We start from the raw sequence: 14,818 nt of genomic DNA on the forward strand, positions 1-14,818 counted from the left end.
CCTCAGAGCAACAGGCGCAGGGCCAGCGCCGCCAGGGTCGCCAGCAACACCGGCAGGGTCAGCACGAGCCCGACCCGCAGGTAGTAACCCCAGCCGACATGAATGCCCTTGCGGTCCAGCACATGCAGCCAGAGCAAGGTCGCCAGGCTGCCTATGGGGGTAATCTTGGGCCCCAGGTCGCTGCCGATCACGTTGGCGTAGACCATCGCCTCCCTGACCACGCCCGTGGCCTGGCTGGCGTCGATGGACAAGGCGCCGACCAGCACCGCCGGCAGATTGTTCATCACCGACGACAAGCCGGCTGCCAGCAGCCCGGTGCCCAGCGCCGCACCCCAGACCCCGCCGGCGGCGAAAGCGTCCAGCCAGCCGGCCAGGTGCGCGGTAAGCCCGGCATTGCGCAAGCCATACACCACCAGGTACATGCCCAGGGAGAACAGCACGATCTGCCACGGGGCCTCCTTGAGCACCTTGCGCGTGGAAATCCTCTGGCCCCGGGCAGCCACGCTCAACAACAGGCAGGCGCAGCCCGCTGAAATGGCGCTGATGGGAATGCCCAGGGGTTCCAGGGCGAAGCAGCCCAGCAGCAGGATCGACAGCACCCACCAGCCGGCGAGAAAGGTGCCGCGATCGTGAATGGCGCTTGCCGGGTCGGCCAGTTGCCGGGGGTCATAGGCCTGGGGAATATCCCGGCGAAAAAACCACAGCAACACCACCAGGGTGGCGACGACGCTTACCAGGTTCACCGGCAGCATCACCGCGGCGTAGCGGTTGAAACCGATACCGAAGAAGTCGGCGGAAACGATGTTCACCAGGTTCGACACCACCAGCGGCAGGCTCGCGGTGTCGGCGATGAACCCGGCGCCCATGACGAAGGCCAGGGTGGCTGCCCTGGAAAAGCGCAAGGCCAGGAGCATGGAGATGACGATGGGCGTCAGGATCAGCGCCGCGCCATCGTTGGCGAACAACGCCGAGACCAGTGCCCCGAGCAGTACCATCCAGGCAAACAGCCTCCGGCCCTTGCCCTGCCCCCAGCGCGCCACGTGCAACGCGGCCCAGGCGAAGAAGCCGGCCTCGTCCAGCAACAGGCTGATGATGATCAAGGCGACGAAAGTGCCGGTGGCATTCCAGATGATCTGCCATACCACCGGGATATCGGCGAGCTGCACTGCCCCGCAGAGCAGCGCCAGCAGCGCACCGCCCAGCGCGCTCCAGCCCACGCCCAGCCCCCGGGGCTGCCAGATCACCAGGATGATGGTCAGCAGGAAGATCGCTAGGGCAATCAGCATGTCTTGGCAGGCATCCATGACTCGCGGGCAACGCCCCATGGGTAGGGCTTGAGGAGCGACGGTCCCGCCATTTCGCAAGCCGGGACCGCCGAACTGGAGGGAACTCAGGTGCGCTTCTGTTGCTCGACCCACTGGCCGAAGGCGTTGATGAACCCCTGGAGGAATGGCCGGGTGGCCTCCGCCAGCTTGCCGGACTCATCGAATGCGGAACCGGCGCCGCCCAGGTAGGCCTCGGGCTGCTGCATGCATGGCACATTCAAGAACACCAGGGACTGGCGCAAGTGATGGTTGGCGCCGAAACCGCCGATGGCCCCCGGGGACACACTGATCACCGCTCCCGGCTTGCCGCTCCAGTTGTTCTTGCCGTAGGGGCGCGAACCGACGTCGATGGCATTCTTCAGCACCGCCGGCACCGAGCGGTTGTACTCGGGGGTCACGAACAGCACCGCATCGGCCTCGACGATCCGTTGGCGGAACGCCACGTAGCTGGCCGGGGGAGTCGCCTCGATGTCCTCGTTGTAGAACGGCAAGTCGCCGATCTCGACAATGTTCAGCTGGAGATTGGCCGGGGCCAGCTCAGCCAGGGTCAAGGCAACCTTGCGGTTCAGGGACTGCTTTCTCAAACTGCCGACCAGTACGGCAACCTTGTAGACATTGCTCATTGGAGTTTCCAACCGTTGGCTTGGGGGAAGTGCTAGTTATAGATGAGCCAAGGCGGACTCTGCTACCCCGGCGCCAGGCGCCCTCGAATATTTTTTCCCCTGGGCAAAACTTCCGCCCCGCCAGCTGGGTCTACAACACCGAAATTTGCGTGTTCTATCTCCAGAGGCTCTAAAAAGATGGCAGAAGTACTTGTCGGACAGTTCCATGCAAGAGATGCCGAGGGGCGGGTGTATTCCGTCCACGAATTCCAGGAATCCATGCCAGCGCAAGATGGCGAGGCCAGCGCGGAACCCGTGACCACCTACCGCCTGGCCATCGGTGACCGGGTTCGCAAGCTCGACGACAATAACTTCCTGCTGGTGCAACTGGACGTGACCCTGGTACGCGAACCCGACTTCCCCGTGACTCCCTGACCTGCGATCTCCCCTCCTTGCGCGCCGGGCATTCGCCCCGGCCTGCCCCTGCGACAACCGCTACAGATTCCGGGCGCGGACTTGGGGTAGGATTCGACGCTTGCGTCCCTAACCGGCTGGATATGGATTTCAAGCATGCGTTTACGTCATATCGAAGTGATTCAGGCGCTCCTGCAAACCGCTCACCTGGGCACCGCCGCCCAATTGCTGCAGCTATCGGTGGCCGAAGTCGAGGCCCTGCTGCGCGATGCGGAAAGCCAGCTGGGCTTCATGTTATTCGCCAGTGTGCGCGGACGCTTGCAGGCCACCCGCGAAGCGCGGGAGCTGCAGGGTGCAATCACCCGGGTCTATGACGCCTTCGAACCCGTGCAACGCCTGGCCGACAGCCTGAGGTTCCACCAGGCGCCGCCTCTGCGCATCGTCGGCACCGCCCCCTTGGTCCAGCAATTGGTGCCCCACTGCATCGCCGCCCTGCGCCGGCGCTTCGCCGATACGCCGTGCAGCCTCCTGTGCCAGAGCACCCGAGAGATCATCGACAGCCTGCTGTTGCGCCATTGCGACCTGGGCCTGAGCCTGCATGACCCCGAACATCCGGACATCCACAGCCAGGCCCTGGCCCAGGGCAAGCTGTTCCTGCTGGCGCCCCATGGCTGGCTGCAGGCCAAGCAGAAATACGTGTCCCTGCAGGACCTGGCCGGCCAGGCCATGGTGGGCCTGGAGGGACACGACCCGCTGAGCGCGGCCCTGGCCGGCAAGTTGCAGAACCTGCGGCCCAGCCCGGTGATCCAGACCCGGGTCCAGACCTACCAGATGATGCGCAGCCTGGTGGAGGCCGGCGAAGGCCTGGCCATCGTCGACCCGTTCACCGCCGCCGGGGCCCGGGGCTCGGGGCTCGACATCAGCCCCTTGTCGCCACCCGTGGGCGTCACCCTCTACGCCTTGCGCCGCCACGGCAGCGACAGCTCGCCCCTGCTCAATGCCCTGCTGGAGTTGCTGGCCGAGCAAGCCACGGCGTTGCTGGCAGGCTAGGCTGGCTCTTCGGCGAACAGCAGGTACCAGAAGATCGCCGTTTCAGCGGTCTGCGGGTCGATGCCGCGATAGCGCAAGTGATCCACGCCGCCCACCACGTAGCCGCAACGTTCGTACAAGCGGCAAGCACCGAGGTTGTTGTTCTGGGTTTCCAGCATTACCCCCGGCAGGCCCTTGTTGCGGCTCCAGAACTGCGCCACCTCCAGCAGGGCCCTGGCCACCCCATGGCGCCGCGCCGGGGCATGTACCGCCAGTTCATCGATATGGCCATAGCCGTTCCAGTTGGTACTGACCACCACATGCCCCACCGGATGCTCATCCAGGTAGGCCATGAAGACCTCGCTGTCCGGAGCATCGCGGTAGCTGCTGAATTCCTCCGGGTCGATGCCGTAGCACTTGCGATAAGGCGCAACCTGGCGCAACGGCCAACTGGCCACCGCCACACCGCGCTCGGCCTCGGCGTAGGCTTCGACCTGGAAACTGAAGTCGCTGTCGTTGATATAGGCCGCGAAACCGTCATCGGCAACACGGACCGCGAGCCCCTGAGGCGGGCAGATTGCAGGCGGCATGGACACTCTCTCTTCACTCCCGGACGCAATCGACGGTGTACTGCCGTCCGTTGTCCAGGTCCTCATGTTGCAGGCCGTGCACATCGGCGACGAACCCGGGGAAGCGACTGTCGAAATCCCGGGCGAACGCCAGGTAGTCGATGATCGAACGGGTGGACTCGGTAAAGCGCTCGCCGGGCATGATCAATGGGATGCCCGGCGGATAGGGCACCAGCATCACGGCAGCGATGCGCCCCTGCAACTGATCGATCGACACCGCCTCGACATCGCCGCGCACCAGGTGGTCATAGGCATCGGCGGGTTTCATCGCCACCTCCGGCAGCACCGTGTACATGCGCTTGAGGTGCTTGGCGGTGGCATTGCTCCGATAGCAGGCATGCAGTTGGTCGCACAGGTCTTGCAGGCCCATGCCCTGGTAGCGCTGCGGGTCCTGGCTGGCGACGCTGGGCAGGCAACTGGCCAGGCTGGCGTTGGCGTCGTAGCTGCGCTTGAACTCCAGCAGCTCGGTGAGCAAGGTGCTCCATTTGCCCTTGGTAATGCCCATGGAGAACAGCACCAGGAACGAATACAGGCCGGTCTTCTCCACCACCAGCCCACGCTCCCAGAGGAACTTGCTGACCACCGCCGCCGGAATCCCGTGCTCGCTCAAGGCCCCTCCCGCGGTCAGCCCAGGCATGACCAGGGTCACCTTGATCGGGTCGAGCAACACGTAGTCATCGGTGACACCGGCAAAGCCGTGCCACTCGCCCTCGGGCTCCAGCAGCCAGTCGGCGGTGCATACCTGGTCGATGCCCTCGACCCGCTCCGGTTGCCAGACCGAGAACCACCAGTCATCGGCGGCGATGTTCTGCCGCAGGTTGGCCAGGGCGCGGCGGAAGCTCAGGGCCTCGTCGAACATTTCTTGCAGCAGCGAGCGGCCGGCCGGGCCTTCCATCATGGCCGAGGCCACGTCCAGCGAAGCCATGATGCTGTACTGCGGGGACGTGGAGGTGTGCATCATGAAGGCTTCGTTGAAGCGGTCACGATCCAGTTGCCGGCCCCCACCGTCCTGCACATGGATCATCGACGCCTGGCTGAAGGCGGCCAGCAGCTTATGGGTCGAGTGGGTGGTGAACACCAGCGGGCTATCGGCCGAACGCGAGGTGCCCATGCCGTAGCGCCCAGCGAAAAACTCGTGGAACGCCGCATAGGCGTACCAGGCCTCGTCGAAGTGCAGCACCTCGACGCTGTTGCCCAGGCTCTGCTTGATCAACTCGGCGTTGTAGCACAGGCCGTCGTAGGTGGAGTTGGTGATCACCGCCAGCTTGACCTTGGGTGCCCGGCCACGGGTCAGCGGACTGGCGTCGATCTTGGCCTGGATCGACTCGACGCTGAACTCGCCCAGCGGGATCGGGCCGATGATTCCCAGTTCGTTGCGCTCCGGGCACAGGTACAGCGGGATCGCCCCGGTCATGATGATTGAGTGCAGCACCGATTTGTGGCAGTTGCGATCCACCAGCACCAGGTCATCGCGACCGACCATGGAATGCCAGACGATCTTGTTGGCCGTGGAGGTGCCATTGATCACGAAGAAGGTGTGGTCGGCACCGAAATTGCGCGCCGCGCGAGCCTCGGCTTCCGCCAGGGGCCCGGTATGGTCGAGCAGCGAACCCAGCTCCGGCACCGATACCGACAGGTCCGAACGCAGGGTGTTCTCGCCGAAGAACTGGTGGAACGCCTGCCCCACCGCGCTCTTGCGATAGGCCACGCCACCACCGTGACCCGGGGTGTGCCAGGAATAGTTGGAGTCGGCGGTGTGTTGTACCAGGGCCTTGAAGAAGGGTGGCAGCAGGCCATCCAGGTAACCCCGGGCGGCGCGGGCCACTTGCCGGGCCAGGAATGGCACAGTGTCTTCGAACAGGTAGAGGATGCCGCGCAACTGATTGAGTTCGCTCATGGCATCGGCGGGGGCGTTTTCCAGGGTCACCTGCTCGCCCAGGGCGAAGATCGGCAACAGCGGCGCCCGGACCCGGGCCAGGCGAATCAACTCCACCATGTTCTGCAACAGGTGGGTGTTCTCCCCCGCCCCCTCGGCGGCGATCAGCATGCAGGCCAGGCCGTGATGGGTGGAGGCCACCAACCGGCCCTCGGCATAGTCCACTGCGGAAAAGATGCTGAAGCCATCCTTTTCCAGCTCCCGGGCGATACCCCGCACCCGGTCCCCCGCGACCGTGTCGGCCTTGATATCACGGTGCACGATCAGGATCGGGAACTGCAGGTCTTTATACATGGGGCGACAAGTCCTGAGACGACGGGTAAGCCCCGCCAATGGACTCAGGGTAGAAGCTGCACGGCTGGCGTGTCACCCCGGCTGGGGACACCCTGTAACAAAACGTCGCACTGGAACAACAACCGGCTGGAGCCGCCGCCGGGCCCGAGAGGCTGCGACAGCGGCTACAGGATCAATGCTGGGTGTCGAGCAGTTGAGTCCAGAGCGCCGGGCCGCCAGCGGACTTGGCGATGGCTTCCAGGCGGGCCTGGTGCTCGGCCAGTTCCGCCTCGTTGGCCATGATGATCCGTCCGCGTGGCCGATCGGCCGACAGGCGCCGGATCGCCGAGGCCTGGGCACGACCCTCGCCCGCCCCGCCATCGGCGCCATTGCCGGCCAGGGACAGGCTGGTCTGGCCGCCGGTCATGGTCAGGTAGACGTCGGCGAGGATCTCCGAGTCGAGCAGGGCGCCGTGCAACTCACGGCCGGAGTTGTCGACGCCATAGCGCTTGCACAAGGCGTCGAGGCTGTTGCGTTGGCCCGGGTGCCGCTCGCGGGCCATCAGCAAGGTATCGAGGATGCTGCAGTGCTGGGTGATATCCGCCCGCTCATGCTGGCCCAGCAAGGCGAATTCGTTGTTGATGAAGCCAACGTCGAACGCCGCGTTGTGGATGATCAGCTGTGCGCCCTTGATGAATTCGAAGAACTCATCGGCCACTTCGGCGAAACGCGGCTTGCCCACCAAAAATTCGTTGGTGATGCCATGGACGCCGATGGCGCCCTCGTCGCTCTCGCGATCAGGTTGCAGGTAGACGTGGAAATGACGCCCGGTCAGGCGTCGGCCAATCAACTCGACGCCACCGATTTCAATGATCCGGTGGCCGTCGGTCACCGGCATACCGGTGGTTTCGGTATCGAGGACAATAGATCTGTTGGCCATCAGTGGTCAGTTCTCAATCTGGCAAAGAGCGGGATTTTAGCACGCCCCGCCCGGAGACTGCGCACGGGGGCGGCAAGACCGGCCCAGCGCACATGAATGCATTGAACGGCAGGACGACAGCCATCAGCCCTTGCTGCCACGGACCTCGTCCACGCCACGGTTGGCCAACTGGTCGGCCCGCTCGTTGCCATGGTGGCCGGTATGGCCGCGCACCCATTTCCAGGTGACCTGATGCCGGTTGACCTGCTCGTCCAGCTGTTGCCACAGGTCGGCATTCTTCACTGGCTCCTTGGTAGCGGTCTTCCAGCCGCGCTTCTTCCAGTTGACCATCCACTCGGTGATGCCCTTCATCACGTACTGCGAGTCGGTGATCAGCTGTACGTCGCACTGGCGCTTGAGTTCCTGCAGGCCGCGAATCGCCGCCAGCAGCTCCATGCGGTTGTTGGTGGTATTGGCCTCGCCCCCCCAGAGTTCCTTCTCGACGCCCTTGCACACCAGCAGCGCGCCCCAGCCACCCGGGCCGGGATTGCCCTTGCAGGCACCGTCGGTAAAGATTTCTACGCTATCGCTCATCCACGCCTTCCATCAGAAATTGCCATCGCCCCGCCAGCCACCGCCGACAGGGCCAAGGCCGGGCAAGCCCGGCCGATCTATATAAAGAGAGGGTTGCAGCAGCGGGTCAGGGCTCGCTGTTGCGCCGGTTGACCTTGGCCATGGGCAGCGGCACCAGCTTGCCCACCGGCTCGCGCCGGACCTGGCGTACCGGGCGCAGGCCCACGGCGATCTTGCGCGCCACCAGCAGGTAGAAACCGCCCCCCGATAGCTGCCATTCGCCGGCCCGGCGCTCCCAACCGGCCAGCCGCGCCTGCCATGCTGGCGAAGCAAGCGGCGGACGATAGCACCCGAAGCGCCGTTTCTCCAGCGCGAAGCCCAGCAGGTTGAGCCAGTCGCCGACGCGCGAGGGTGCGATACAACGGGCCTGGCGCAAGCCGTCGTGGGCGAATACCCGGCGCAAGCCCCAGGTGCTCCAGGGATTGATCCCGACGATCAGCAGGTGGCCTCCCGGACGCACGCTGCTGGCCGCCTCGCGCAGCAAGCCATGGGGCGACAGCGAGAAATCCAGGCCATGCTGCAGCACCACTACATCGGCAGCATGTTCGCTCAGGGGCCAGGCCTGCTCCTCGCAAACAATCTCCACCCCCGGCAGCGGCGCTCCCAGGCGAACGTTGCGCTGGACCTGGGGTGCCGGCGGCGGGGTCTGCGCCGAAGGGCCGTAGTGCACCAGGTAACCGCCGAAAAACCGTCCCAGCTCCTCTTCGAGCATGCGCCGCTCTTCATCCAGCAGGAATTGCCCCAGCGGCCCGGACAGCCAGTCCCGGGCCGTGCTGATCAGGGCCAGCCAGTCGGGATCTGCCTGAGCGAAGGCTTTATCGGTCATTGCATTCTCCAACACGCCAGGAAGTTCTAAGATGCGCCATTGTTTTCCCCTTGGCGAATCCGAAGATGATACAGATCAGTGCCCTGCCCGCCTTCACCGACAACTACATCTGGTTGTTACAAGATCATCGCAGCCAACGCTGCGCCGTCGTCGACCCGGGGGATGCGGCACCGGTACTGGCCTGGCTGGAACAACACCCGGACTGGCGCCTGAGCGACATCCTGGCGACCCATCACCACCACGACCACGTCGGCGGCATCGAGCGCTTGAAACAGCATAGCGGCGCCAGGGTCTATGGCCCGGCCCGGGAGAAGATCCCCGCCCGCGATGTGGCCCTGGACGACGAAGACCAGCTCAACATCCTCGGCTGGGACTTCCAGGTCCTGGCGGTGCCCGGCCATACCCTGGGGCACATCGCCTACTACCACCGGGGCCTGCTGTTCTGTGGCGACACCCTGTTCGCCGCCGGTTGCGGTCGCCTGTTCGAGGGCACCGCCGAACAGATGCACCAGTCCCTGGGCCGCCTCGCGGCGCTGCCGGACGACACCCTGGTCTACTGCACCCACGAATACACCTTGGGCAACCTGCGCTTTGCCCAGGCCGTGGAGCCGGACAACCCGGACATCGCCCAGCGCCTGGAGAAGGTAGTGCAAATGCGTGAGCAAGGCGTCATGACCCTGCCATCGACCCTGGCCCTGGAGAGGCTGACCAACCCATTCCTGCGTACGGGTGAAACATCTGTTAAACAAAAAGCAGACGAACGGAACGGCCGGGATACCCCGTCGCAGAGTGCGGTCTTTGCGGCGTTGAGAGCCTGGAAAGATAAATTCTAAGAGACCCCGGCATTGGCATAGAAATTCTGAATGGTTGACCGCTCTTCGGGTGCTTTCTAGAATCGCCCGACATTTTTGCCCGGAACTGACTTCCAGCCAATGTCGTCATTTATTCGTTACGCCATCAGTTCAGACGCATTGACGCGCTTGGCCCAGGCCATCGCGGTAGCTGTGTCGGCGACTCTTGCGGGCTGCCAAAGCACCGGTCACGTCCCGCAGACTGAAGCGACACACACTCCGAATCTCAACGCCCGCATCAAGCAGAAACCCATCTGGCTCGGCAAACAGCCCAGCCCGCAAGTACCCCAGGACGTCTGGGAGCGCATGCGCCAGGGCTTCCAGTTGCAAGAAAACCTGGGCGTCAACCCGCGTATCGAACAACAACGCCTGTGGTTCGCCAGCAATCCGTCCTTCCTGCAGAACGCCAGCGAGCGCGGCAGCCTTTATATCCACTACATCGTCGAGCGTCTTGAAGAGCGCAACATGCCGCTGGAGCTGGCCCTGCTGCCGGTGATCGAAAGTGCCTACAACCCGCTGGCCTATTCCCGGGCCGATGCCGTGGGCCTGTGGCAATTCGTCCCGGCCACCGGCCGCTCCTTCAACCTGCGCCAGACCCGCTTCTACGATGGCCGCCGCGACATCACCGCCTCGACCACCGCGGCCATGGACTACCTGACCCGCCTGCATGACATGTTCAACGGCGACTGGCTTCTGGCCCTGGCGGCCTACAACGCCGGCGAAGGCACCGTCAGCCGGGCCATCGAGCGCAACGAGAAGCTGGGCCTGCCCACCGACTACTGGAACCTGCCGCTGCCATCGGAAACCCAGGCCTACGTGCCCAAGCTGCTGGCCCTGTCCCAGGTGGTGCTGGCCCCCGAGGCCTACGGCATCAACCTCAACCCCATCGCCAACGAGCCCTACTTCCAGGTGGTGGAGATCAACCAGCGCATGGACCTGTCCAAGGTCGCGGCGGTGGCCAACATCGATGAGGACGAGCTGTTCCAGCTCAACCCGGCGTTCAAGCAGCGCACCACCATCGACGGTCCGCAACACCTGCTGGTGCCGACCTCCAAGGCGCAGTTGCTGACCACCAGCCTGTCGACCATGAAACCCGAGGAACTGATCAGCAAGCGCTCGCTCAAGGCTGCGTTCGCCAGCGATGAAGGCCGCGACTCGCTGCGCAAGCGGGTCTACCGGGTCAAGCGCGGCGACAACCTGGCGCTGATTGCCAAGGCCAACAAGGTCGGGGTCCAGGACCTGCAGCGCTGGAACAAGCTCAGCGGCAAGAACCTCAAGGTCGGCCAGACCCTGGTCCTGCAGGACGCGCGCCAGGCCGTCGGCAAGAAGACCACCGTGGCCGCTACCGAGAAACGCAAGTCGACCCAGTACAAGGTCAAGCAAGGCGATTCGCTGTACATGGTGGCCAAGCGTTTCAACGTCGAGATGCAGCACCTCAAGCGCTGGAACCCACGGGCCGGCCAGGCCCTCAAGCCGGGCCAGACGCTCACCGTCTACCTGCCGCACTGAGTGCCGACGGGGCCTGCCGGTGCCAGCACCGGCAAGCCCTGCGCCTGAGCTTCCCTGGGCACCCGGCAATACCGACACGCCCCGCTCCGGAGCCATCCGCGCGTCCCGCCAGAACGAGCTTTTTCCTGCCGATACAAGCTGTTACTGTACCGGACACATAGCCCAAGCCGCCTGGATCGGATCTCTGACTCGATGCGTCTCCTGCTCCCGCTCCTCATCAGCCTGGCCTTGAGCTTTCCCGCTAGCGCGACGCTCATCGAGAGTCATGGCTATGCGCAGTTCGGCACGCTCAAGTACCCGGCCCGCTTCACCCACTTCGACTGGGTCAACCCCGCCGCGCCCAAGGGCGGCACCTTGCGGGTCATGGCCTTCGGCACCTTCGACACCCTCAACCCCTACACCTTCAAGGGCACCAGCCCGGTGGCCACGCCGAACTTCCTGCAATACGGGGTCAACGAGCTCAACGAGCCGCTGATGGTGGGCACAGGCCTCTATGCGCCCTCCGGCGACGAACCCACCTCCAGCTACGGCCTGATCGCCCGCTCGGTGGAGTACAGCGAGGATCGCAGCTGGGTGGTGTTCAACTTGCGCCCCGAGGCCCGCTTCCACGACGGCATGCCGATCACCGCCCGGGACGTGGCGTTCTCCTACCGCCTGCTGCTCAAGGAAGGCCATCCGCAATACCGCACCAACCTGCAGGAAGTGCAACGGGTCGACATCCTCGGCCCGCAGCGTATCCGCTTCGTGCTCAAGCGCGCCGGCAACCCGCTGCTGATCCTGCGCCTGGGGGAAATGCCGGTATTGCCCCAGCATTACTGGAAGGACCGCGACTTCAAGGCCACCACCTTCACCCCGCCCCTGGGCAGCGGCCCCTATCGCATCACCCAGGTGCAGCCGGGCCGCCAGCTGGTGTTCGAGCGGGTCAAGGACTATTGGGGCAAGGACTTGCCGGTCAACCGCGGGTTCGCCAACTTCGACCGGGTCGAGGTGGAGTTCTACCGCGACAGCGACGTGGCGTTCGAGGCCTTCAAGGCCGGTGAGTTCGATATCTACATCGAGCACCAGGCCAAGAACTGGGCCAGCGGCTACGACTTCCCGGCGGTACGCCGTGGCGAGGTGATCAAGGCCCAGGTGGCGCACCAGATTCCCACCCAGACCCAGGGCCTGTTCATGAACACCCGGCGCGCGACCTTCGCCGATGCGCGGGTACGTGAAGCCCTGGGCATGATGTTCGACTTCCAGTGGACCAACCGCGCGCTGTTCAGCGGCGCCTACCAGCGCGCCCTGAGCTACTACCCCAATAGCGAGTTCTGCGCCACGGGCGTGCCCCAGGGCCGCGAATGGCTGTTGCTTTCGCCCTATCGCGAGCAGTTGCCCGCCAGCCTCTTCACCCAGCCCTTCAGCTTGCCGAGCACCGACGGCCGCGGCATCCCGCGCCAGACCCTGCGCCGAGCCCTGGGGCTGCTGGGTGAGGCTGGCTGGAAGCTCAACGGCCAGCGCCTGCAGAACAGTGCCGGGCAACCGCTGCGGTTCGAGCTGATGCTGGTCAACCCCAATCTGGAGCGCATCCTCCAGCCCTACGTGGAGAACCTGGCCAGCATCGGCATCGACGCGCGCCTGCGCACCGTCGACCGCGCGCAATACAAGCAGCGCCTGGACCAGTTCGACTACGACATGATCCTCATGACCCTCAACCAGACCCTGAGCCCGGGCCTGGAGCAATGGCAGTACTTCCACTCAAGCCAGGTAGCGGTCAAGGGCAGCAAGAACTATGCGGGCATCGACAACCCCATCGTCGATCACCTGCTGGAGCAGCTCCTGGCGGCCCAGAGCCGCGATGAGCAATTGGCCGCCGGCCGTGCCCTGGACCGGGTGCTACTGTGGCAGCACTACATGATTCCCAACTGGTACCTCAACTATCACCGCCTGGCCTACCGTAACCGGTTCGCCTTCGTCACCACGCCGCCCTATACCCTGGGTCTCGGCGCCTGGTGGCTGAAGTCCTTGGAGACCACCCAATGATGCCCCTGCGTGCCCTGCTCCTGCGCACCAGCGGCTTGTTGCTCGGCGTCATCGCCTGCTGCGCCCAGGCCACGCCACAACATGCCGTGACCCTCTACGGCGAAGCGCCGAAATACCCGGCGGGCTTCCAGCACTTCGACTTCGTCAAGCCCGACGCCCCCAAGGGCGGGACCTTCCGCATGGCCGGCTTCGGCAGCTTCGACAGCCTCAACCCGTTCATCAGCAAGGGCGTGCCGGAGAGCAATATCGGCCTGGTGTACGACACCCTGATGGCCCAGAGCCTGGACGAACCCTTCACCGAGTACGGCCTGGTGGCCGGGCGGATCGAGAAAGCGCCGGACAACAGCTGGGTACGTTTCTACCTGCGGCCCGAGGCACGCTTCAACGATGGCCACCCGCTGCGCGCCGAGGATGTAGTGTTCAGCTTCCAGACCCTGACCAACGCCGGCTCGCCGCTGTATCGCGGCTACTACGCCGATGTCGAGCAGGTGATCGCCGAAGACCCGTTGCGGGTCCTGTTCAAGTTCAAGCACAGCAACAACCGCGAGCTGCCGCTGATCCTCGGCCAGCTGACGATCCTGCCCAAGCACTGGTGGGAGCACCGCGACTTCGCCAAGAGCAACCTCGAAGTACCCCTGGGCAGCGGCCCCTACCGGGTGACCGAGGTCAAGGCCGGGCGCTCGATCCGCTATGAGCGGGTCAAGGACTACTGGGCCCGCGACTTGCCGGTCAATCGCGGCTTCTACAACTTCGACACCATCACCAGCGACTACTACCGCGACAACACCGTGGCCCTGGAAGCCCTCAAGGCCGGCCAGTTCGACTACTGGCTGGAAATAAGCGCGAAGAACTGGGCCAACGCCTACAACGTCCCGGCCGTGGCCCAGGGACGGTTGATCAAGGAGCAGATCCCCAACGGCAACCCTACCGGCATGCAGGGTTTCGTCTTCAACACCCGGCGCCCGCTGTTCCAGGACGTGCGGGTGCGCCATGCCCTGAGCCTGCTGCTGGACTTCGAATGGAGCAACAAGCAGCTGTTCAACGGCGCCTATACCCGCACCCGCAGCTACTTCGAGAACTCGGAGATGGCCGCCACCGGCCTGCCAGGCCCGGACGAGCTGGCGATCCTCGAGCCTTTGCGCGGGCAGATTCCCGAGCAGGTGTTCACCCAGGCCTTCGCCCCGGCCCTGTGCGACGGCAGTGGCATGATCCGCGCCCAACAGCGCCAGGCCTACCAGCTGCTGCAGGAGGCCGGCTGGCACATCGTCGACGACAAGATGGTGGACGCCCAGGGCAAGCCGGTGGTGCTCGAGTTCCTGCTGGCCCAGACCGAGTTCGAGCGCGTGCTGCTGCCGTTCAAGCGCAACCTCGCCGACCTGGGGATCGACCTGGTGATCCGCCGGGTGGACGTGTCCCAGTACATCACCCGGGTCCGCTCGCGGGACTTCGACATGATCGTCGGCAGCTTCCCGCAGTCCAACTCCCCGGGTAACGAGCAGCGTGAGTTCTGGATGTCCAGCAGCGCCGACAAGCCCGGCAGCCGCAACTACATCGGCCTCAAGGACCCGGCCATCGACCGGCTGGTCGAGAGCCTGATCAACGCCGACTCCCGGGCCAGCCTGGTGGCCCATGCCAAGGCCCTGGACCGGGTCCTGCAATGGGGCTACTACGTGATCCCCAACTGGCACATCAAGACCTGGCGCGTGGCCCACTGGGACCACATCGGCCACCCGCAGGTCGCGCCCAAGTACGACATCGGGGTCAATACCTGGTGGATCAAGCCCGATGCCAAGCCCGCCGTGGAACCGGCGCCGGACAACCAGGCGGCCGCGGCCGAAGCGGTGCAATGA

13 protein-coding genes are annotated in these 14,818 nt (G+C 64.8%); 6 read left to right on the forward strand and 7 right to left on the reverse strand.

The window, feature by feature from the left end; genetic code table 11:
* Positions 1 to 2: 2 nt before the first annotated feature.
* Complete coding sequence (locus tag H7A76_RS26305) at positions 3 to 1,286, reverse strand: arsenic transporter (RefSeq protein WP_185701212.1); 1,284 nt, start codon at positions 1,284 to 1,286, stop codon at positions 3 to 5.
* A gap of 104 nt (positions 1,287 to 1,390) precedes the next feature.
* A complete protein-coding gene (locus H7A76_RS26310) occupies positions 1,391 to 1,948 on the reverse strand; it encodes an NADPH-dependent FMN reductase (RefSeq protein WP_185701213.1) in 558 nt (185 codons plus the stop codon).
* A 177-nt stretch (positions 1,949 to 2,125) separates the two neighbouring features.
* On the opposite strand from H7A76_RS26310, the gene H7A76_RS26315 reads away from it, so the two are divergent.
* Positions 2,126 to 2,362 (forward strand): hypothetical protein, encoded by a 237-nt coding sequence (locus H7A76_RS26315; RefSeq protein ID WP_185701214.1) that lies wholly within the window; start codon positions 2,126 to 2,128, stop codon positions 2,360 to 2,362.
* 135 nt (positions 2,363 to 2,497) lie between these two features.
* A complete protein-coding gene (locus H7A76_RS26320; protein WP_185701215.1) occupies positions 2,498 to 3,391 on the forward strand; it encodes a LysR family transcriptional regulator in 894 nt (297 codons plus the stop codon).
* On the opposite strand, the gene H7A76_RS26325 is transcribed toward H7A76_RS26320, so the two are convergent.
* From H7A76_RS26325 to H7A76_RS26345, 5 genes are all read right to left on the reverse strand, one after another.
* Complete coding sequence (locus H7A76_RS26325) at positions 3,388 to 3,960, reverse strand: GNAT family N-acetyltransferase (protein WP_185701216.1); 573 nt, start codon at positions 3,958 to 3,960, stop codon at positions 3,388 to 3,390. The genes H7A76_RS26320 and H7A76_RS26325 overlap by 4 nt on opposite strands.
* A 13-nt stretch (positions 3,961 to 3,973) precedes the next feature.
* The gene (locus H7A76_RS26330) at positions 3,974 to 6,229 is read right to left on the reverse strand and encodes an Orn/Lys/Arg decarboxylase N-terminal domain-containing protein (protein ID WP_185701217.1); all 2,256 of its coding nucleotides are present in this window, start codon (positions 6,227 to 6,229) and stop codon (positions 3,974 to 3,976) included.
* Positions 6,230 to 6,401: 172 nt separating this feature from the next.
* Entirely contained in the window at positions 6,402 to 7,148 is a 747-nt protein-coding gene (dnaQ, locus tag H7A76_RS26335; protein ID WP_185701218.1) for a DNA polymerase III subunit epsilon, read from the reverse strand.
* Between the two features lie 123 nt (positions 7,149 to 7,271).
* Positions 7,272 to 7,721, reverse strand: coding sequence for a ribonuclease HI (rnhA, locus tag H7A76_RS26340; protein ID WP_185701219.1), 450 nt, complete (start codon positions 7,719 to 7,721; stop codon positions 7,272 to 7,274).
* Between the two features lie 106 nt (positions 7,722 to 7,827).
* Entirely contained in the window at positions 7,828 to 8,586 is a 759-nt protein-coding gene (locus H7A76_RS26345; protein WP_185701220.1) for a class I SAM-dependent methyltransferase, read from the reverse strand.
* Between the two features lie 65 nt (positions 8,587 to 8,651).
* Between H7A76_RS26345 and gloB the strand changes: the two genes are divergently transcribed.
* From gloB to H7A76_RS26365, 4 genes are all read left to right on the forward strand, one after another.
* A complete protein-coding gene (gene gloB / locus H7A76_RS26350) occupies positions 8,652 to 9,419 on the forward strand; it encodes a hydroxyacylglutathione hydrolase (RefSeq protein WP_185701221.1) in 768 nt (255 codons plus the stop codon).
* Between the two features lie 99 nt (positions 9,420 to 9,518).
* Entirely contained in the window at positions 9,519 to 10,946 is a 1,428-nt protein-coding gene (locus tag H7A76_RS26355; protein WP_185701222.1) for a transglycosylase SLT domain-containing protein, read from the forward strand.
* Positions 10,947 to 11,138: 192 nt separating this feature from the next.
* The gene (locus H7A76_RS26360; protein WP_185701223.1) at positions 11,139 to 12,968 is read left to right on the forward strand and encodes an extracellular solute-binding protein; all 1,830 of its coding nucleotides are present in this window, start codon (positions 11,139 to 11,141) and stop codon (positions 12,966 to 12,968) included.
* The gene (locus H7A76_RS26365) at positions 12,965 to 14,818 is read left to right on the forward strand and encodes an extracellular solute-binding protein (protein ID WP_185701224.1); all 1,854 of its coding nucleotides are present in this window, start codon (positions 12,965 to 12,967) and stop codon (positions 14,816 to 14,818) included. Before H7A76_RS26360 ends, H7A76_RS26365 begins: the two co-directional genes overlap by 4 nt.

The organism is Pseudomonas sp. MSSRFD41 (genome assembly GCF_014230245.1).
Taxonomy (GTDB): domain Bacteria; phylum Pseudomonadota; class Gammaproteobacteria; order Pseudomonadales; family Pseudomonadaceae; genus Aquipseudomonas; species Aquipseudomonas piscis.

Bases quoted from the DNA above. Each gene is read 5' to 3' on its own strand.
- H7A76_RS26305 (WP_185701212.1), bottom strand. From the start codon at position 1,286: ATGCTGATTGCCCTAGCGATCTTCCTGCTGACCATCATCCTGGTGATC.
- H7A76_RS26310 (WP_185701213.1), bottom strand. From the start codon at position 1,948: ATGAGCAATGTCTACAAGGTTGCCGTACTGGTCGGCAGTTTGAGAAAG.
- H7A76_RS26315 (WP_185701214.1), top strand. From the start codon at position 2,126: ATGGCAGAAGTACTTGTCGGACAGTTCCATGCAAGAGATGCCGAGGGG.
- H7A76_RS26320 (WP_185701215.1), top strand. From the start codon at position 2,498: ATGCGTTTACGTCATATCGAAGTGATTCAGGCGCTCCTGCAAACCGCT.
- H7A76_RS26325 (WP_185701216.1), bottom strand. From the start codon at position 3,960: ATGCCGCCTGCAATCTGCCCGCCTCAGGGGCTCGCGGTCCGTGTTGCC.
- H7A76_RS26330 (WP_185701217.1), bottom strand. From the start codon at position 6,229: ATGTATAAAGACCTGCAGTTCCCGATCCTGATCGTGCACCGTGATATC.
- dnaQ (WP_185701218.1), bottom strand. From the start codon at position 7,148: ATGGCCAACAGATCTATTGTCCTCGATACCGAAACCACCGGTATGCCG.
- rnhA (WP_185701219.1), bottom strand. From the start codon at position 7,721: ATGAGCGATAGCGTAGAAATCTTTACCGACGGTGCCTGCAAGGGCAAT.
- H7A76_RS26345 (WP_185701220.1), bottom strand. From the start codon at position 8,586: ATGACCGATAAAGCCTTCGCTCAGGCAGATCCCGACTGGCTGGCCCTG.
- gloB (WP_185701221.1), top strand. From the start codon at position 8,652: ATGATACAGATCAGTGCCCTGCCCGCCTTCACCGACAACTACATCTGG.
- H7A76_RS26355 (WP_185701222.1), top strand. From the start codon at position 9,519: ATGTCGTCATTTATTCGTTACGCCATCAGTTCAGACGCATTGACGCGC.
- H7A76_RS26360 (WP_185701223.1), top strand. From the start codon at position 11,139: ATGCGTCTCCTGCTCCCGCTCCTCATCAGCCTGGCCTTGAGCTTTCCC.
- H7A76_RS26365 (WP_185701224.1), top strand. From the start codon at position 12,965: ATGATGCCCCTGCGTGCCCTGCTCCTGCGCACCAGCGGCTTGTTGCTC.